The organism is Duganella sp. 1224 (assembly GCF_013408245.1).
GTDB lineage: Bacteria > Pseudomonadota > Gammaproteobacteria > Burkholderiales > Burkholderiaceae_D > Rugamonas.
Map to the genome: position 1 here is coordinate 2,079,138 of NZ_JACBYS010000001.1, position 19,031 is coordinate 2,098,168.

A 19,031-nucleotide genomic window follows, 5' to 3' on the forward strand; every position below is an offset into this window, starting at 1 on the left:
AAAATTATACAAGGGTATAGGTGGGCTAACCCCGGCCCTCGACGGCCAGCCCGAGGGCCTCGGCCATGCGCACCAGGTCGGCGAAGGTCTTGGCCTGCATCTTGCGCATGGCGTTGCCGCGGTGGATCTTGACGGTGATTTCGCTGGTGCCGACCTCGCCGGCGATCTGCTTGTTCATCAGCCCGCGCGCGGCCAGCGCCATGATTTCGCGCTCGCGCGGCGTCAGCGTGGCGTAGCGCGCGGTCAGGCCGTTGAGCGCCTGGTCGCGCTGGCGCCGCTCCTGGTCGGCCGCCAGCGCCGCGTGGATGGCGTCCAGCAGGTCCTGGTCGCGGAACGGCTTGGCCAGGAAATCGACCGCGCCGGCCTTCATCGCCCGCACCGACATCGGGATGTCGCCGTGGCCGGTCATGAAGATGATCGGCAGCGCCACGCCGTCACGGTTGAGTTCGGCCTGGAAATCCAGCCCGCTGACGCCCTGCAGCCGCACGTCCAGCAGCAGGCAGCTGGTCAGCTCGCGGCGCGGCGCGGCCATGAAGGCGGCCACCGAGGGGAAGCTTTCCACCTGCATGCCGACCGAGCGCAGCAGGCTGGAGATGGCGTCGCGCAGCGGCGCCTCGTCGTCGACGATGTAGACCAGGGCGTCGGAATAATCAATCTGGTTCATGGACAGGCAGCGTGAAAAGAATGGTGGCGCCGGCGACCGGGCTGTCCGGGGCGGGTTGCTTGACCCAGATGCGGCCGCCGTGGGTTTCAATGATCGAGCGGCAGATCGGCAGGCCCATGCCCATGCCGTCCTCCTTGGTGCTGTAAAACGCCTCGAACAGGCGCGGCACGGCGCTGGCCGGGATGCCGGGACCGGAATCGCTGACGCTGACCTGGACCGCGCCGTCGCCGTCGGCGCTGCGCTGGGTCTGCACCGTCAGCACCGCCTGGCCGGGGCGGCACGCCGCCATCGCCTGGATCGCGTTCATCAGCAGGTTGATGAACACCTGCTGCAGCTGCACGCGGTCGCCGTTGACCGGCGGCAGGTCCGGGGCCAGGCCCAGCATCAGCGCCACGTGGTGGTTGTTGAGCTCGCGCCGCACCATGTCGACGCTCTCCTCCACCACCGCGCGCAGGTCGAGCGGGGTGTAGGTCGGGTCGCTGCGCCGCGCCAGCGCGCGGATGCGCTTGATGACGCCGGTGGCGCGGGCGCTGGCGTCGAGGATGCTCTTGACGGTGGCGCGGGCCTCGTCCAGCTCCGGCTGCGGGCGGTTGAGCCAGCGCAGGCAGGCCTCGCCGTTGGTGGAAATGGCCGCCAGCGGCTGGTTGACCTCGTGCGCGATCGACGCCGCCAGCTCGCCCAGCATGGTGACGCGGGTGGCGTGCGCCAGCTGCACCTGCGAGCGGTGCAGCGCCTGCTCGGCCAGCACCGCCGCCGTGACGTCGGTCAGCGCGCCCAGGTATTCGCAGTCGCCGTCCTTGTTGTGCCGCGGGCGCGACAGCACGTGCACGTATTTGAGCTCGCCGTCCGGCATCAGCAGCCGGTGGCGGATGTCGATGTCGCCCTCGCAGCGCAGCGACTGGTCGATCGCCGCCTGCACGATGTGCCGGTCCTCCGGCGCCGTGTGGGCCAGGATGCGCTCCAGCGTCGGCTCCACGTCCAGCGGATAGCCGTAGATGCGGGCCGCCTCGTCCGACCAGTGCATGGCGCCGCCGGGGGTCTTGAAGCTGAAGCTGCCGGTCTTGCTGATGCGCTGGGTGCCGGCCAGGAAGGCCTCGCTGCGGCGCAGCGCGTCCTCGCGCGCCAGCAACTCATTGGTGGCGGCCTGGCCGCGCAGCACCAGCGCGGTGGTGACCACGATGGCCAGCAGGCCGACCAGCAGGCGGCCGGAGGCGGCGGCGGAAAACGCCGCCGTGTGGGTCAGCGTGTAGGACAGCACCGTCAGCCCCAGGCAGGCGGCGCTGGCCAGCAGCACGCCGCGGCGCGCCCACATGCTGGCCGACAGCAGCACCACCACCACGTACATGACGGCAATCGCCATGTCCAGCGGCGACAGCGTGTCGATCGCGAAGATCAACAGCATCAGGAAAATCAGCAGCGCGGACATATAGGGACTGCGGGGAACCCGGAACATGCCTATCCTTTGTGGTTATTTTGCTTATTAAATATTGGCAACTTTTCAGATTATAGTCCGCCTTTGTTCCTATTGCACCTATACCCCTGTATGGTGGCAGTGCGGCCTCCCTAAACCGAGGTATAGTGTCCCGCAGGCCACGATTCCGGTACGCTTGTCACATTACTATGCGGGAGAGCAACCGTGAAATTGTATGAGACGCTGGCCGCCGATATCGCCAGCCAGATCGCGCAGGGGGTGATCCGCGAGGGCGAGAAGATTCCCTCGGTGCGCCAGACCAGCCAGCACCACAATTTGAGCGTCTCGACCGTCATCCGCGCCTTCCTGCTGCTGGAAAGCCAGGGCGTGATCGAGAGCCGGCCGCAGTCCGGCTATTTCGTGCGGCGCAAGCCGGCGGTGCAGGCCTGCGCCGGTGATGCGGCCGCCGCGCCGCCGTGCGCGGTCGACCTGGCGCGCGGCGCGACGCTGGACGCCAGCCAGTTCGTGCTGACCACGCTGCGCTCGATCAACCAGGGCAGCGTGCCGCTGGGCTCGCCCTACCCGGATCCGGCCAGCTTCCCGTGGACCCGCCTCAACCAGTACGCCAACAGCATGGCGCGCCGCGCCGGCCAGCTCGGCATGACCGCCGACCTGCCCCCCGGCAATCCCGAGCTGATCCGCCAGATTGCCCGCCGCCACCTGGAAAACGGCCTGGCGGTGGACGCCGGCGAAATCATCGTCACCACCGGCGCCACCGAGGCGCTCAACCTGTGCCTGCAGGCGGTGGCGCCGCCCGGCAGCGCCATCGCGGTCGAGACCCCGACCTATTACGCGCTGCTGCAGGCGATCGAGCGCATGCGCATGCGGGTGGTGGAGATCGACACCGATCCGGTGCACGGCATCAACCTGGAGGCGCTGGAGCGCGCCATCGTCGAGCAGGGGGTGGCGGCGTGCATGGTCATGCCCAACTTCCAGAACCCGCTGGGCTTCCAGATGAGCGACGAGCGCAAGCGCGCCATGGTCGACCTGCTGGCGCGCCACGCCGTGCCGGTGATCGAGAACGACGTCTACCACGAGCTGTACTACGGCGACGTCCACCCGACCGCGCTGAAGAACTACGACACGCGCGGCCTGGTCCTGCACTGCAACTCCTTCTCCAAGACGCTGAGCCCGGCCAACCGCATCGGCTGGGCGCTGCCGGGGCGCTACCGCGCGCAGGTCGAGAAGCTGAAGTTCCTCAACACGCTCAACACCCCGGCGCTGCCGCAGCTGGCGATCGCCGAGTACCTGAAGAATGACGGCTACGATTATCATTTGCGCAAGCTGCGCAAGGCTTACGCGCAGAACGCCAGCATCATGGCGGCGGCGGTGCGCCGCTTCTTCCCCGGCGGCACCCAGGTGACCACGCCGATGGGCGGCTACCTGCTGTGGGTCAGCCTGCCGCGCGGGGTGCAGGCGCTGGAGCTGTACGCGCGGGCCCAGGAGCGCGGCATCAGCGTCGGCGCCGGCAACATCTTCGCCACCGACGACGCTTATCAGCATTGCATCCGTCTCAACTACAGCTACCCGTGGAGCGCCGAGGTGGAGGCGGCGGTGCGCACGCTGGGCCTGCTGGCCGGCGAGCTGCTGGCCAACTGTGCTCCCCGCCAAAAGGCCCATCTGTAGCCATTGTGCTGGCGCCAACGCGCTTATCCTGACAGCCTGCCAACCTACCGGGTCACACTGTCATGAAAACCGCTCGCCTCAAGGTCGCCAGCCTGCTGATGGCAGGCTTTGGCCTGATCTGCCTGTTCCTTGCCGCCGTCATCGTGCTGGGGCTGACCGAACAGGCCAAGCTGAACACCGCCACCGCCGCCATGGCCGACGACCGCTGGCCCAAGATCGAGCTGGCCACCGACGTGCGCCTGCGCGTGACCGACATCGCCGTCTCGCTGCGCAACCTGATGCTCAGCACCGATCCGGCCGTGCGCGCCCAGCAAATCAGCAATATCGACGGCTACCGGCGCGACGCCGAGGCCAAGATCGCCGAACTGGACCGGCGCGTCACCACGCCGGCCGGGCGCGCCGCGCTGGACAAGGTGCGCGCCGCCTACCAGGACTACCGCGGCGGCCAGCAGCAGCTGATCGCGCTGGTGCAGGCCGGCCGCGACGACGCCGCGCGCGACTACCTCAACACCCACGTCAAGCCGATGCTGCAGGCCTGCCGCGAGACGCTGGCGGCGCAGATCGGCAACGAGGTGACGCTGATGCGCGAGGCGCGCGAGCAGGCGGCCGACGCCTACACCGACACCCGCCTGAAGATGCTGGCGCTGGGCGCGGCGGCGCTGCTGATTTCGGCCGGCGTGGCGGCCGCCATCATCGGCCGCCTGCGGCGCGATCTGGGCGGCGAGCCGGACCAGGCCGCGCGCACCGCCGCCTGCATCGCCGACGGCGACCTGACGCGCGCCATCGCGCTGCGCGCCGGCGACCGCACCAGCATGCTGTACGAAATGGAGCACATGCGCGACAATCTGAGCCAGCTGGTGGCGCGGGTGCGCGCCGATACCGAACTGATCGCCTCGGCCTCGAGCCAGATCGCCAGCGGCAACCTGGACCTGTCGGCGCGCACCGAGCAGCAGGCCTCCAGCCTGCAGGAGACGGCGGCAGCGATGGAAGAGCTGACCACCACGGTGCAGCAGAACGCCGATCACGCGGCGCGCGCCAACGCGCTGGCGGCGCAGGCCTCGACGCTGGCCGACAAGGGCGGCCAGGCGGTGGCCGCCGTCACCGCGCGCATGGCGGCGATCCGCGGCTCAGCGGCGCAGATGGCCGACATCATCAGCCTGATCGATGGCATCGCCTTCCAGACCAACATCCTGGCATTGAACGCCGCCGTCGAGGCGGCGCGCGCCGGCGACGCCGGCCGCGGCTTCGCGGTGGTGGCTGGCGAGGTGCGCCAGCTGGCGCACCGCTCGGCCCAGGCGGCGCGCGACATCGGCGCGCTGATCCAGGCGGCGGTGCAGCAGGCCGGCGCCGGCGACCAGCAGGTGCGCGAGGCGGCATCGGCGATGCAGGCCATCGTCGACAGCGTCGCCAGCGTCGAGCAGATCATGGCGCAAATCAAGCACGCCAGCGCCGAGCAGCATGCCGGCATCCTGGCCTGCAGCCAGGCGGTGGTGCAGATGGACCACGGCACCCAGCAGAACGCCGCGCTGGTCGAGCAGGTGGCCGCCGCCGCCCACGCGCTGCGCGAGCAGTCCGGCCAGCTGGAACAGGCGGTGGCGCGCTTCAAGATCGCCCCGGCCGGCGGCCCGGCGCCGCGCGCCCTGCCGCGCGCGGTGCTGGCATGAGCTACGACCAGCACCACGACCGCGCCGTCCGCGACGGCGACGATGGCCACGATGGCGGGCTGGCGCTGCGCGCGGTCGTCATCGACGGCAACGCCGGCGACCTGCAAGCCAGCATGCGCCAGTGCCGCGCGGCCGGCATCGTCGTCAACGGCTGGGCCGACTGCGGCGCCGACGCGCTGGAACTGATCGAGTCGCTGCCGGCGCCGCCCGACCTGGTGGTCATGGAACTCGACCTGCCGGACATGGACGGCGCCGACCTGCTGCAGGCGCTGTCGATGCTGGAGCCCGGCCTGCCGGTACTGATCGCCAGCCGCCACAGCGCGCGCCTGCACGACGCCGCGCTGACGCTGGCCGCCGCGCTCGGACTGGAGGCGCTGACGGCGCTGCCCAAGCCGCTGGACGCGCAGGCGCTGCGCGACGCCGTCCACGCCTGCGCACCGGCCGCGCGGCGCGCCGAAGCCGCGCTGGCCGCGCGCGCGCGCTGCGACACCGACGCCCCGCGCCCGGATGTCGGCGAGGTGCTGCACGCGGTGCAGCGCCACCAGTTCGAACTGTATTACCAGCCCAAGACCGCGCTGCACGACGGCGCGCTGCGCGGCGCCGAGGCACTGCTGCGCTGGCGTCATCCGCGCCACGGCCTGCTGTCGCCGGCCTGCTTCCTGCCGCAGGCGGAAGCCGCCGGCCTGGTCGACGTGCTCACCGTCGAGGTGCTGCGGATGGCGCTCGACGACTGGCGCCACTGGCGCGCCGACGGCCTGTCGCTGCCGATTTCGATCAACCTGTCGCCGCTGTCGCTGGCCGACCCGCACCTGGCCGAGCAACTGATCCAGACCGTCAACGACGCCGGCGTACCGACGCGCGCGATCACCTTCGAGATCATCGAGCACGAGGAGATCGCCGACCTGGCCACGGCGCTGCGGATTGTCATCAAGCTGCGCATGCATGGCTTTGGCCTGGCGCTGGACGACTACGGCGCCGGCCATGCCTCGCTGCTGCAACTGTCGCGCTTCCCCTTCACCGAGCTGAAACTGGACCGCCGCCTGATTCATGAAGCCAGCAAGCGCGCGCACATGGAAACCCTGCTGCGCCACGCCATCGCCAGCGCCCGCGAGATGGGCGTGACCACGGTGGCCGAGGGCATCGAGCGCGAACAGGATCGCCTGCTGTTGCGCGCACTCGGGTGCGAACTGGCGCAGGGCTACCTGATCGCCCGGCCGATGCCGGCGGCGGCGCTGCCGCTGTGGAGCGAAAAGTCAGCCGCGGCAGGCAAAATTGCAGGGACGGGTGCTGTGATCCAGCTGCGGCCGTAGGATCTGGTTCCACGCCAGCGCGCAGGCGCCGGGGGAACCGGGCAGGCAGAAAACCAGCGTATCGTTGGCAATGCCGGCCACGCAGCGCGACTGGATCGCCGCCGCGCCGATCTCATTGAACGACAGCTGGCGAAACAACTCGCCGAAGCCGGGCACCGGCTGGTCGAACAGCACCTCCACCGCCTCCGGCACCGCGTTGTGGCGCGCGAACCCGGTGCCGCCGCTGCTGATCACCACGTCGATCTGCGGATCGGCGATGCATTCGCTGAAGGCGCGGCGCAGTTGGTAGCGATTGTCAAACACGATCTCGCGCCGCAACACGCGGTGGCCGGCCTCTTGCAGGCAGGTGGCCAGCAGATCGCCGGCGTCGTCATCGGCGGCGGTGCGGGTGTTGCTGACGGTGATCACGGCACAGGTAAGCATGCGCTTCATTCCTTTATGAGATGTTATAGCGGTCGCACGGTTGCAGCGCGTCCGGCACGGGGTCGCCGCACTGCTCGCGCAGCGAACGTTCGATATTGCGGGTCATGGCGTTGAGCGCCAGGCAATTGGGATCGGTGCCGAACGGCTCGGCGATCTCCTGCGCGATGGCCTCCAGCGCCAGCAGCGTGTAGGCGACGAATACGCACACCAGCGGCGTGGCCGCGCCCAGGTCGGCCACCAGGCCAAACGGCAGCAGGAAGCAGTACAGGTAGACGGTACGGTGCAGCAGCACGCCATACGCGAATGGAATCGGCGTGCCGGAGATGCGCTCGCAGCCGCCGACGGCCGCCGCCAGTTCGCTGACCTGGGCGTCCAGTAGCCAAAGCAGCGGTTCGCCGTCGCCGCGCTTGCGGCCGGCGCGCGCCAGCATCAGGCGCAGGCGGTCCAGCAGCGCCACCGGGATATAGTGCATGCCACTGAGCTCGCGCGCCTCCTCCGGCGGCAGGTAGCGCGCCAGGTCGGCGGCCGGATCGGTCTTGCGCAACTGGTGCGTCAGCGCGTAGACGAAGGCGATCAGGCGCTGTACGAACAGCTTGCGCTCGAAACCGTCGCCGTCCTGCGGCAGGTAGTTGACGACCTGCGAGGTCAGCGCGCGCGCGGCGATCAGGATGCGGCCCCAGATCTGCCGCGCCTCGACGTAGCGGGCGTAGGCGGCGTTGTTGCGGAAGGCGAGGAAGATGGCCAGGCTGACCCCCATCAGCGGGAACGGCACCGTGTCCAGCGGCACCCGGGCACCGAAGATATGGCCCCGGGTGACGACCGCCACCACGCTGATCACCAGGATGACCAGCAGCTGCGGCACAATGGTTTTCAGAACGGAGCCGTTCCAGACGAACAGCATCCGCAACCAGTTGGTATGCGGACGGATGATCATGATGCCTTTGCCTCCTTAGACCGATGCGTCGAGGATAGCGTCCGCCTCCAGCAGGGAAGGAGCACAGAACGTGCTCGCCACGGGGAGTACAGCCAGCTCGCCCACCGGCACGGCGTGGCCGAACAGGTAGCCCTGGAAGGCGTTGCAGCCGAACGCCTCCAGCTCCGACCACTGTTCGCGCGTTTCCACGCCTTCCGCCACCACCGCCAGGTCCATGCTGTAGGCCAGCGTGATGATGGCGCGCACGATGCTGGAGGCGTGGCGCGTGTGCAGCATGTCGTGCACGAAGGAGCGGTCGATTTTCAGCTGGTCGATCGGCAGCAGCTTCAGGTAGCTGAGCGACGAATAGCCGGTGCCGAAATCGTCCAGCGCAAAGCCGACGCCGTGGGCTTTCAAGGTGGTCATCTTGGCGATCACGTCGTCCATGTCGGTGGCCAGCATGCTCTCGGTCAGTTCCAGCTTGAGCAGGCGCGGATCGGCGCCGGTGCGGTCCAGCACCGCCAGCACCTGGTCGACGAAGGCCGGCTGGCGGAACTGGCGGGCGCTGACGTTGACCGCCATGGTCAGGTGCGCGCTGTCCGCCACCCCCGCCCAGCTGACCAGCTGGCGGCAGGCCGCTTCCAGCACCCAGTCGCCCAGCTCCACGATCAGGCCCGACTTCTCGGCCTGCGGAATGAACTCGCCGGGGCCGATCAGGCCGCGCTGCGGATGCTGCCAGCGCAGCAGCGCCTCGACGCCGGTGACGCGGCCGCCGTTGTCCACCACCGGCTGGTAGTACAGCCGCAGCTCGCCGCGCTGCAGCGCATGGCGCAGGTCGGCCTCCAGCGTGGCCGAGGCGTCCAGCGCCACCTGCATGTGCGGATCGAAGAAGCGGAAGGTGGCGCGGCCGGCCGCCTTGGCCTCGTACATCGCCATGTCGGCCTGGCGCAGCAGATCGTTGATGGTGTGGTGCTCGGCGCCGAACAGCACCACGCCGATGCTCGGGGTGCTGCGCAGTTCATGGCCGTCCAGCGTGTACGAGCGGCTGAGCGAATCGAGCACCTTGCCGGCGACGGCGGCGGCGTTGCCCATGGCCTGCTGCTGCTCCTGGCCCAGGTCTTCCAGCAGGATGACGAATTCGTCGCCGCCCAGGCGCGCCACGGTGTCGGTTTCGCGCGTCACTTCGCTGAGGCGGAACGCCACCATCTCCAGCAGGCGGTCGCCCATGTCATGGCCCATGGTGTCGTTCAGCGACTTGAAGTTGTCCAGATCGACGAACAGCACCGCGCCGTACTGGTTGCCGCGCGCCGCCTTGGCGATGGCGTGGTGCAGGCGGTCCAGCAGCAGGCGGCGGTTGGGCAGGTTGGTCAGGCCGTCATAGAAGGCCAGGTGGGCGATTTCCGCCTCCGCCAGCTTGCGCGCGCTGATGTCCATGCGCGTGCCCAGCATGCGCAGCGGCTGGCCGTCCGGCGCCCGCTCCACCACCCTGCCCCGGCTCTGCACCCACACCCAGTGGCCGGCGCGGTGACGCATGCGGTACTCGGCCTCGAACGAGCGCGAACTGTCGGCCAGGTGCGCGGCCAGCGCCGCCTCCATGCCAGGCATGTCGTCGGCCTTGACCATGCCGCGCCAGTCGATCACGCCGGTGTTCAGCTCATCGAGCGTGTAGCCCAGCATGGCGGCGGCGCGGCCGTCCACGGTGCGCTGGTCGCTCACCATATTCCATTCCCACAAACCGAGATTGGCGCCGTTGAGCGCCAGTTCGACTTTTTCGGCGGCGGCGGCCTGCTCCTCCTCGCGCGCCGCGGCCAGGTCATCCAGCACCTGGCGGCGCCGCTGCACCAGTATCAGGCCGCCGCTGGCGGTCAGGCCGAACACCAGCCAGGCCACGCCGCAGGTCCAGGCCATGCTGTGCCAGCCGGCGGCGATCAGCGCCTGGTTGCGTCCCAGGCTGACCACCAGCGTCTTGTCCAGCCCCAGGCCGCGCAGCGACATGGTGCGCTGTACCACCAGCCGCTGTTCGCCGCTGGGCGCCGCGCCATCCAGCACGGTTTCGGTGCGGTGGCTGCTCTGGTGGCGCACGAAGAACGGATCGGGGGTCGCGCTGGGGTTGCGCATGGCGGCCGGATCGGCCGGCACAAACAGGATGCGGCGGCCGCTGTCCTCGGTGATGGCGCTGTTCATGTCCGGCGCATACAGGGCCGAGCGCATGACGGCGTCGAAGTACTCGGGATTGAGGATGGCGCTGACGGCGCCGTTGTTCTTGCCGTCCGGGCCCACCAGGCCAAGCGACAGCTTGATGTTGAACACGCCGGGGGTGTTCTCGTAGGGCTGCGACAGGTACAGGGTGTCCGGGTCGCGCATGTGCTCGACGCGGCGGGTGTAGTTGCTGTCGTCCAGGCGGCGGTCGCGCAGGTCGTCGTCGGACATGACGATGTCGCCCTTGCGGTCCAGCACCAACAGCGCGCGCACGCCCGGCATGGCGCGCTTGAGCGACTGCAGCAGCGTGCGGCGGCAGTCGGTGGTGCAGCTGCTGCCGCCGCGCAGCGCGTCGCGCACGCTGTCCAGCGCACTGCGCACGCCCTCCAGCTGGTGGCTCAGGTTTTCGTCGATGATCAGCGTCTGCAACCGCATGCGCTCGATATTGGAGGTGAGCAGCAGGCCCCGTTCATTCCAGACAAAGTAGGCGATCAGCAGGCCGCTGAGCACCACCACAAACGCCAGCATCATCCACTCGACCGCGCCGGTACGAAAACCGGACAGCTTCCTGTAACGTTGGACGAACATATCTCCTCCTGTATTGAGCATGACTCAATATAATTTCGGGGGAGATTTATTGAAATTGCACCTTCGTATGCAAACTCATACCAAGGTTTAGGTTGCCTTTCGCAAGTTTCTGAGCGTCCCCGGCGCGCTGGCCAGGAACACGTCCAGCTTCTGCGCCACCAGGCGGTCCAGGTCCTCCGGCACCGGCAGCCCGTAGACCCATTTGCGCACGCCGACGTAGAAAATGGCGGCGTGCAGGCCCCAGATGAATTCGATTTCATCCTCGTACTGTTGCGGCGTTGGATCGGCCACGCCGTGCGCGAAGCGCAGCTCGGCCAGCACCACGTCGAACACCCGCGCGCGCAGGTCGGCCAGGTAGCGATCATTGATGCCCTGGCGCGTCAACCCGGCAAAAATGAAGATGCGGATCCAGTCGCTTTGCAGGATCATGTTGGCATACTGCCTGTAAAACAGGTGCAGCCGCCGGGCCAGCGGCCGGCCGCGATCGCGCAGCAGGGCGTCCCACTCCGGATTCCAGCGCGACAGGTAGATCACCTGGAACACGCGGTCCACCAGCGCGTCCTTGCTGGGAAAATAACGGTATAACAGTGGCTGCGTGATGCCGAGCTCGCGGGCCAGTTCGCGGGTGCCGCCGGAAAAGCCGTGCGTGGCAAAATAGCCAATGGCCTTGGCGACGATCTGCTGCTCGCGCTCCTCCGGCGACAGGCGCCGGACCAGCGGTTTCTTGGGTGCTTTGGAAATCATACGGCGAGTATAGTCGCTTTTAATTTATCGGTCGATCACCTATACTGAATGCTCATCCCCGGGGACCGCCATGAACCGCAACCGCCGTCATCTTCTCCGCGCCGCGCTGCTGGCCGGCCTGCCCGTCCTCCCCAGCGCCGCGCATGACGCTCCGTTGACGCTGGTGGTGATCGACCAGATGCCGTGGGCCGGCCACGACGCCGCCGGCCGCCTGCGCGGCGTGGCCATCGATCTGGCGCGCCAGCTGTCGTCGCTGACCGGGCGGCCCATCGTGCCGCGGGCCGTGCCCTATGCGCGCGCGGTCGCCATGCTGACCAGCGGCGGCGCCGACCTGATGATGGCCATCGACGCCAGCACCCGGCACGACCTGCCGCCGCCCCTCGCCTCGCTGGGGACCGAGGACATCATCCTGCTTGGCCGGCCCGGCGCGGGCTACGCCCGGCTGGACGATCTGTGCGGTCGCAAGGTGGGCCTGCTGCGCAGCGCCAGCTTTTCCTCCGCGCTGCGCGTGCTCTCCTGCCTGCAGCGCTACGAAATCAACAGCTACGAACAAGGCCTGCGCATGCTGCGCCAGGGACGGCTGGACGCGATCGCCGGTGTGCGCGCCACCACGGACTTCGCCATCCGCCATCTCGCGCTGCGGCAGGACGACTTTGGTCCGTTGCTGGTGGCCGGCCAGGCCGACATCGTGCTGTACCTGGCGCCGCATGCCGCCACGCCGACACTGGCGGCCAGCCTGCGCCAGGCCTGTGCGCAACTGCTGCGCGAAAAGCAAATACCGGCATTGCTTGCGCAATACCGGCATCTGCCCGACTAGGCCCGTACTCAGCTCAGCAGCAACGGCCGCCGGCGCGGCGCGCCGGCCGGCGCCAGGTGGAACAGGTCCACGCACTGGGTCAGGTGACTGGCCTGGTCCTGCATGCTGCCGGCCGCCGCCGCGGCCTGCTCCACCAGCGCGGCGTTCTGCTGCGTGACGGCGTCCATCTCGGTAATGGCCTGGTTGACGTGGCCGATGCCGGTGCTTTGCTCGCGCGAGGCGTCGCTGATGGCGGCCATGATGTGCGTCACGCGTGACACGCTGTCCACCACCTGGTCCATGGTGCTGCCGGCCTGCGCCACCAGCGACTGGCCGGCGGCGATGCTGGCCACCGAGTGGTCGATCAACTGCTTGACCTCGCGCGCGGCGCTGGCGCTGCGCTGCGCCAGATTGCGCACCTCGCCGGCCACCACGGCAAAGCCGCGTCCCTGATCGCCGGCGCGCGCCGCCTCCACCGCCGCGTTCAGCGCCAGGATGTTGGTCTGGAAGGCGATGCCGTCGATGACGCCGATGATGTCCGCCACGCGGCCGGAAGCGCTGTTGATGTCATCCATGGTGCGGATCACGCGGCCGATCACCTCCCCGCCCTGCTGCGCCACCTGCGCCGTGGCCTGCACCAGCTGATTGGCCTGCTGCGCGCTCTCGGCGTTGTGGCGCACGGCGACGGTCAGTTGCTCCATCGACGCCGCCGTCTCCTCCAGCGAACTGGCCTGCGTTTCGGTGCGCGCAGACAGATCCAGGTTGCCGCTGGCGATCTGGGTCGAGGCGGTGGCGATGGTCTGCGCGCTGCCGCGTATCTCGCCGATGGTATCCGCCAGATTACGCTGCATGGTGTCCATGGCGTGCAGCAGGCTGCTGTCGTCGCCGGCCCGCAACGCCACCGGCGCGCTAAGGTCATTGGCGGCGATGCGGTTGGCCACCGCCACCGCGTATTCCGGCGCGCCGCCCAACACGCGGCTCAGACTGCGGTTGATGGCGCCCGACACCAGCAGCAGCACCGTTCCCGCCGCCAGCAATCCCAGCGCGGAAGTCAGCAGCGAACGGTGGAAGTCGGCCTCGATGTCGTCGGTGTAGACGCCGGTCAGAAACACCCAGCCCCATGGCTGGTAGGTGCTGATGCGCGCCAGCTTGGGCGTGGCGTCCCGCTGGCCGGGCCGCTGCCACAGGAAGTGCACGAAGCCGCTACCCTGCGCGGTGCCGGCGATGCGCGCGAACTCGCGGAAGATGTAAACGCCGTCGGCATCGCGGAAGTCCAGCATGTTCTTGCCGTTGGCGGCGGGATTGCCGGGATTTTGCAGCACCGTGCCATCGGTGCCGATCAGCGACACATAGCTGTCGCCGGCGTAACGCATGCTGTCCAGCGTGACCATGGCGCGCCGCTGGGCGTCGGCCAGGGTGGTCTTGCCGCTGCCGGCTTCCGCCGCATAGCGCCGCACCACGTTCAGCGCCGCGTCGTTCATGTCGGTCAGCGCCTGCTGCCGTTCTTCGAAGCGGATGGTGCGCAACTGCAGGGCGTCTGCCACCGCCACGCCGGTCAGGCATAACAGGCTGCAGATGACCGGCAGCCACAGTTTCTGTCTAAAAGTCAGCTTGCGCATGAGGGTCTCCGTTGGCGAATTCAGGCAACCAACTTTAATTGATCGACCGATTATTTACAATCATTATGGCCATGCCATATCGGAATATAGGGCATGCCATTTGGTGGGTTACCAAGCGCCGGCGGCGATGGCAAAGTGATTGCACAAGCCAAAAGGAGCACGCATGAAAACAAAATACTGGGTCTGGATTGCCGGTGTGCTGGTAGCAGGCGCGGCGGCCGCCGCCGCGTGGGTCATCCAGCCGGCCATCGCCCCCATTCAGCCGCCGGCGCCGAATGACTTCGACAGCGCCAGCGTGGCGCGCGGCGCGCGGGTGGTGGCGCAGGGCGACTGCATGGTGTGCCACACCGCCGCCGGCGGCGCGCCTTACGCCGGCGGGCTGCCGCTGCGTACGCCATTCGGCACCATCTACACCACCAACATCACGCCGGATGCGGCGACCGGCATCGGCAACTGGTCGCTGGCCGCATTCACGCGCGCGCTGCGGCATGGCGTGTCGCGCGACGGCCACCTGCTCTATCCGGCCTTCCCCTACATTCACTACACGCGCATGTCCAGCGCCGACATCACGGACGCCTACGCCTACCTGATGACGCGCACCCCGGTGGTGGCGCGCGCGCCGGACAACGACCTGCTGCTGCCGCTGCGCTTCCGTCCCCTGCTGGCCGGCTGGAACCTGCTGTACCTGCATCCTGGCCCGGTGGCGGACGACCCGCGCCAGAGCGCCGAATGGAACCGCGGCCGCTACCTGGTGGACGGCGCCGGCCACTGCGCCTCCTGCCACAGCACGCTGGATCCGATCGGCGGCGAACGCAGCCCGGCCTTCAGCGGCGGCAACATCGACGGCTGGGACGCGCCGGCGCTGACCGCGCTGCTGCAAACGCCGAAACCATGGAACCGCGAGCAGTTGGCGCTCTACCTGCGCCATGGCTGGTCGCCGGAACACGGCGCCGCCGCCGGGCCGATGGGCCCCGTGGCGCACAGCCTGTCGCAAGTGCCGGAGGCGGACACCAACGCCATCGCCACCTACATCATGTCGCTGCAAAAGCCGGCCGCACCTGCAACGGCAACGGTAACGACATCCGCACCGGCACCGGCGCCGGCCAGCGCCATGGTGCAGCAAGGCGCCGCCCTGTTCGCGGGCGCTTGCGCCGGCTGCCACAGCGCCGAGGCGCCGATGATGAGCACCCGTGGCCGTCCCTCGCTGGCCCTGAGCAGCGCCGTCACCGGCGAGCGCCCGGACAACCTGATCCAGGTGGTCCTGAACGGCATCCCCTGGAGCCACACCGGCCAGAGCACCTTCATGCCGCCCTTCGCCGCAGCGCTGACCGACCAGCAGATCGCCAGCATCGCCGCCTACGTGCGCGCCGACATCGGCAAACGGCCAGCCTGGCCGGAAGTCGAACGGCGCGTCAACAAAATCCGCAAGGAGAACCAACAATGAGTACCCTGATCGTCAACGGTGTCCGCCACACGCTGAACATCGATCCCGCCACGCCGCTGCTGTACGCGCTGCGCAACCAGCTGGAACTGAGCGGCGCCAAGTTCGGCTGTGGCATGGGCCAGTGCGGCGCCTGCACCGTGCTGCTGGACGGCCAGCCGGTGTTCGGCTGCATCACGCCGGTGTCCGCCTGCGAGGGCCGGCAGGTGCGCACCATCGAGGGCCTGGGCAGCGCCGACAAGCCGGGCAAGCTGCAAGCCTCGTTCATCAAGCACCAGGCGGCGCAATGCGGCTATTGCATCGCCGGCATGGTGATGCGCGCGCAGTCGCTGCTGGAGCAGCATCCGCGCCCCACCGAAGCGCAGATCCGCCAGCACATGGAGCCCAACCTTTGCCGTTGCGGCACCCACATGCGTATCATTGCCGCCATCAAGGAAGTGGCGGAAGGAGCCAAGGCATGAGCAAGGACATCACCCAAGCGCCCATCGACAGCCGCCGCCGCGCCATGCTCAGCGCCGGCGCGCTGGTGCTGGGCTTTACGCTGCTGCCGCGCCGCGCGCTGGCGGAATTCAACGGCATGGGCGTGCCGCCCATCGCCAACAAGGACCTGGCCGGCAGCCTGCAGCGCACGCCGATGCTGGACGCCTGGATCCGGATCGCGGCGGACGGCAAGGTCACGGTTTGCACCGGCAAGGTGGAACTGGGCACCGGCGTGCGCACCGCGCTGCTGCAGGTGGCCGCCGAACAGCTGGACGTGGCGCCCGCCGCCGTCCACTTCATCACCGGCGACACCAGCCTGACGCCGAACGAAGGCTTCACCGCCGGCAGTCACACCATGGCCGACAGCGGCACCGCCCTGCTCAACGCCGCCGCCCAGGTGCGCGCGCTGCTGGTGCAGGGCGCCGCCGCGCAATGGAAGCTTGATGCCGCCACCCTCAAGACGGCCGACGGCAAGGTCACCGCGCCGGACGGCCGCGCCATGCATTACGGCGAGGCGGTGCGCGGCGTCGACCTGCACCGCGCCGCGCAGGTCAAGTCGCCGCTCAAGAACGTCAACGACTACACGCTGATCGGGCATTCGCTGCCGCGCGTGGACATACCCGCCAAGCTGACCGGCGGCGCCGCCTACGTGCAGGACATGCGCATGCCCGGCATGGTGCACGCGCGCGTGGTCCGTCCGCCTGCCTACGGCGCGCGCCTGCTGTCGGCGGACACCGCCGGCGTGGCGCGCATGCCCGGCGTGCTGAAAGTCCACGTGGACGGCAACTACCTGGCCGTCATCGCCGGCGACGAATGGCAGGCGGTGCAAGCCATGCGCGCGCTGTACGCCAGCGCCAGATGGCAGCATGGCCCGGCGCTGCCGGCGCCGGCCAACATCCACGCCACGCTGCGCGCCCTGCCGTCGCAGGACATCGTCATCGACGACCGCCGCGGTCCGGCGCCGGCCGCCGCGCTGACGCTCAAGCGCCGCTACACCAAGCAGTACGTGCTGCATGGCTCGATCGGCCCTTCATGCTCGGTGGCCTTGCTGGAGCAAGGGAAGATGACGGTGTGGACCCACACGCAAGGGGTCTACCCGCTGCGCGCCGCGCTGGCGGAAATGCTGTCGATGAAACTGGACGAGGTGCGCTGCGTGCACACGGAAAGCGCCGGCTGCTATGGCCAGAACGGCGCCGACGACGTGGCGGCCGACGCCGCCCTGCTGGCGCGCGCCATGCCGGGCCGTCCGGTGCGGGTGCAACTGATGCGCGACCAGGAAAACCAGTGGGAACCCTACGCGCCGGCGATGAGCACCCAGCTGGCGGCATCGCTCGACGCCGACGGCAAAATCTGCGACTGGCAGTATGAATTGTGGAGCGGCTCGCACAACGAACGTCCCGGCAACGCCGGCAAGCTGATACCGGCACAACTGCTGGCCAAGCCATTCATTCCCAGCCCGTCGCAGCCGATGCCGATGCCGGAGGGCGGCGGCGACCGCAACGCCATCCCGCTGTACACGCTGCCCAAGGCGAAAGTCGTCAACCACTTCCTGCCGGTGACGCCGCTGCGCACATCGGCCATGCGTTCGCTGGGCGCGCACATCAACCTGTTCGCCATCGAAGGCATGATGGACGAACTGGCGGCGGCCGCGCAGGTGGACCCGGTGGCGTTCCGCCTGCGGCACCTGGACGATCCGCGCGGGCGCGAGGTGATCGAACGCGCCGCCAGCCAGTTCGGCTGGAGCCAGCGCAAGCGCCGCCGCGACCACGGCTTCGGCTTCGCCTTCGGCCAGTACAAGAACATCATGGCCTACGTGGCGCTGGCGGTGGAGATCCGCGTCGAGCGCAGCACCGGCGCGGTGCATATCGTGCGCGTGACGGCGGCGGTGGATTGCGGCCAGGGCGTCAGCCCGGACGGCATCCGCAACCAGATCGAAGGCGGCATCCTGCAGTCATCCAGCTGGACGCTGTACGAACAGCTGCAGTTCACGCCGGACGGCATCACCAGCGTGGACTGGGCCAGCTATCCGATCATGCGCTATTCGAACGTGCCGCAAAAGGTGGACGTGATCCTGATTGATCGCCCCGGCGCGCCCTTCCTCGGTGTGGCCGAGGCGGCGCAGGGGCCGATGGCCGGCGCATTGGGCAACGCGCTGGCCGACGCCACCGGCAAGCGCTGGTTCGACCTGCCGCTGGCCGGACCGCAATTAATGCGCTAGCAGGCCTTCGACAAAGGCCGCAAACGCCCGCGCCTTGGCGCTGGCCTTGCGGCCGGAAGGGAATACGGCCCACAGGTCCATCGCCGGCAGCGTCCACCCGGGCAGCACGCGCTGCACCTCGCCGCTGGCCAGCTCGGGACCGAACATCCATTCCGAGGCGACCGCGATGCCCATGTGCGCCAGCACCGCCGAGCGCACGCCCTCGGCCGCCGACACCCGCAGGCGGCCATTGAGCGCCACCTCTTCCTGCATCTCGCCGCACTGGAACAGGCAGGCGGTGCCGCTGCCGGCGCGGTTGTAGACGATCGCCCGGTGCCGCCCCAGGTCGGACGGATGCGCTGGCGTGCCGTGGCGCTGCAGATAGGCGGGCGTGGCCAGCACCGCGCGCGGACTGCGGCCGATGCGGCGCGCGGTCATGGCGGAGTCGCTCAACGCCCCCAGGCGCAGCGCCACATCGACGCCGCCTTCCAGCAAGTCGATGTTGCGGTCGTCCAGCACCACGTCCAGCGACAGTTGCGGATGCTGGTCGAGAAAGCGCTGCAGATGCGGCATCACGTGCAGCCGGGCGAAGGTCACCGGCGCCGACACCACCAGCTTGCCGTCCATGCCGGCGCTGGCGCCGCGCGCGCTGTTGTCCGCCTCGGCGGCGGCATCCAGCGCGCGCCGCGCGCCGCGGTAATAGGCCAACCCCGACTCGGTCGGCGTCAGCCCGCGATTGGAGCGCAGCAGCAGCTGCACGCCCAGATCGGCCTCCAGCTGGGCCACCACCTTGGACACGCTGGGCTGGCCGACGTTGAGCAGGCGGGCCGCGCCCGAGAACGAGCCTGCCTCCACCACGCTGACCAGCGTTTCCATCGCCTGCCACCGGTTCATGG

15 protein-coding genes are annotated in these 19,031 nt (G+C 69.0%); 7 read left to right on the forward strand and 8 right to left on the reverse strand.

The window, feature by feature from the left end; genetic code table 11:
• Nucleotides 1-25: 25 nt before the first annotated feature.
• Nucleotides 26-664, reverse strand: a complete 639-nt coding sequence (locus FHW58_RS09220; RefSeq protein WP_179672725.1) for a response regulator transcription factor — start codon at nucleotides 662-664, stop codon at nucleotides 26-28.
• Complete coding sequence (locus FHW58_RS09225; RefSeq protein WP_179672726.1) at nucleotides 651-2,117, reverse strand: sensor histidine kinase; 1,467 nt, start codon at nucleotides 2,115-2,117, stop codon at nucleotides 651-653. The genes FHW58_RS09220 and FHW58_RS09225 overlap by 14 nt, the downstream gene beginning before the upstream one ends.
• 183 nt (nucleotides 2,118-2,300) lie before the next feature.
• Between FHW58_RS09225 and FHW58_RS09230 the strand changes: the two genes are divergently transcribed.
• The 3 genes from FHW58_RS09230 (at nucleotide 2,301) to FHW58_RS09240 (ending at nucleotide 6,735) form a co-directional block, all read left to right on the forward strand.
• The gene (locus FHW58_RS09230; protein WP_179672727.1) at nucleotides 2,301-3,761 is read left to right on the forward strand and encodes a PLP-dependent aminotransferase family protein; all 1,461 of its coding nucleotides are present in this window, start codon (nucleotides 2,301-2,303) and stop codon (nucleotides 3,759-3,761) included.
• A gap of 62 nt (nucleotides 3,762-3,823) precedes the next feature.
• Nucleotides 3,824-5,425 (forward strand): methyl-accepting chemotaxis protein, encoded by a 1,602-nt coding sequence (locus FHW58_RS09235; protein WP_179672728.1) that lies wholly within the window; start codon nucleotides 3,824-3,826, stop codon nucleotides 5,423-5,425.
• Nucleotides 5,422-6,735 carry an EAL domain-containing protein gene (locus FHW58_RS09240; RefSeq protein ID WP_179672729.1) on the forward strand — a complete coding sequence of 438 codons (1,314 nt, stop codon included), beginning with the start codon at nucleotides 5,422-5,424 and terminating at the stop codon, nucleotides 6,733-6,735. The genes FHW58_RS09235 and FHW58_RS09240 overlap by 4 nt, the downstream gene beginning before the upstream one ends.
• On the opposite strand, the gene FHW58_RS09245 is transcribed toward FHW58_RS09240, so the two are convergent.
• The 4 genes from FHW58_RS09245 to FHW58_RS09260 all read right to left on the reverse strand — a co-directional run bounded on the left by FHW58_RS09245 (nucleotide 6,679) and on the right by FHW58_RS09260 (nucleotide 11,602).
• Nucleotides 6,679-7,158, reverse strand: coding sequence for a molybdenum cofactor synthesis domain-containing protein (locus tag FHW58_RS09245; protein WP_229265099.1), 480 nt, complete (start codon nucleotides 7,156-7,158; stop codon nucleotides 6,679-6,681). The two genes, FHW58_RS09240 and FHW58_RS09245, sit on opposite strands and share 57 nt — an antisense overlap.
• Nucleotides 7,159-7,171: 13 nt before the next feature.
• Nucleotides 7,172-8,092, reverse strand: a complete 921-nt coding sequence (locus FHW58_RS09250; RefSeq protein WP_179672731.1) for a bestrophin family protein — start codon at nucleotides 8,090-8,092, stop codon at nucleotides 7,172-7,174.
• 15 nt (nucleotides 8,093-8,107) lie between these two features.
• Nucleotides 8,108-10,858 (reverse strand): EAL domain-containing protein, encoded by a 2,751-nt coding sequence (locus tag FHW58_RS09255; RefSeq protein WP_229265101.1) that lies wholly within the window; start codon nucleotides 10,856-10,858, stop codon nucleotides 8,108-8,110.
• An 87-nt stretch (nucleotides 10,859-10,945) separates the two neighbouring features.
• Entirely contained in the window at nucleotides 10,946-11,602 is a 657-nt protein-coding gene (locus FHW58_RS09260) for a TetR/AcrR family transcriptional regulator (protein WP_179672732.1), read from the reverse strand.
• Nucleotides 11,603-11,672: 70 nt separating this feature from the next.
• Between FHW58_RS09260 and FHW58_RS09265 the strand changes: the two genes are divergently transcribed.
• Nucleotides 11,673-12,419 carry an ABC transporter substrate-binding protein gene (locus FHW58_RS09265; RefSeq protein ID WP_179672733.1) on the forward strand — a complete coding sequence of 249 codons (747 nt, stop codon included), beginning with the start codon at nucleotides 11,673-11,675 and terminating at the stop codon, nucleotides 12,417-12,419.
• 8 nt (nucleotides 12,420-12,427) lie between these two features.
• Here the strand turns inward: FHW58_RS09265 and FHW58_RS27790 are convergent, their stop codons facing one another.
• Nucleotides 12,428-14,017 carry a methyl-accepting chemotaxis protein gene (locus tag FHW58_RS27790; RefSeq protein WP_179672734.1) on the reverse strand — a complete coding sequence of 530 codons (1,590 nt, stop codon included), beginning with the start codon at nucleotides 14,015-14,017 and terminating at the stop codon, nucleotides 12,428-12,430.
• A gap of 163 nt (nucleotides 14,018-14,180) precedes the next feature.
• Between FHW58_RS27790 and FHW58_RS09275 the strand changes: the two genes are divergently transcribed.
• Genes FHW58_RS09275 through FHW58_RS09285 form a run of 3 tightly spaced genes read left to right on the forward strand, consistent with a single transcriptional unit; the run spans nucleotide 14,181 to nucleotide 18,156 of the window.
• On the forward strand, nucleotides 14,181-15,461 hold the full coding sequence (locus tag FHW58_RS09275) for a c-type cytochrome (protein ID WP_179672735.1): 1,281 nt from the start codon (nucleotides 14,181-14,183) through the stop codon (nucleotides 15,459-15,461).
• A complete protein-coding gene (locus FHW58_RS09280; RefSeq protein ID WP_179672736.1) occupies nucleotides 15,458-15,919 on the forward strand; it encodes a (2Fe-2S)-binding protein in 462 nt (153 codons plus the stop codon). The genes FHW58_RS09275 and FHW58_RS09280 overlap by 4 nt, the downstream gene beginning before the upstream one ends.
• On the forward strand, nucleotides 15,916-18,156 hold the full coding sequence (locus FHW58_RS09285; protein WP_179672737.1) for a molybdopterin cofactor-binding domain-containing protein: 2,241 nt from the start codon (nucleotides 15,916-15,918) through the stop codon (nucleotides 18,154-18,156). Before FHW58_RS09280 ends, FHW58_RS09285 begins: the two co-directional genes overlap by 4 nt.
• Here the strand turns inward: FHW58_RS09285 and FHW58_RS09290 are convergent.
• A complete protein-coding gene (locus FHW58_RS09290; RefSeq protein WP_179672738.1) occupies nucleotides 18,145-19,029 on the reverse strand; it encodes a LysR family transcriptional regulator in 885 nt (294 codons plus the stop codon). The genes FHW58_RS09285 and FHW58_RS09290 overlap by 12 nt on opposite strands.
• Between the last annotated feature and the right edge of the window lie 2 nt (nucleotides 19,030-19,031).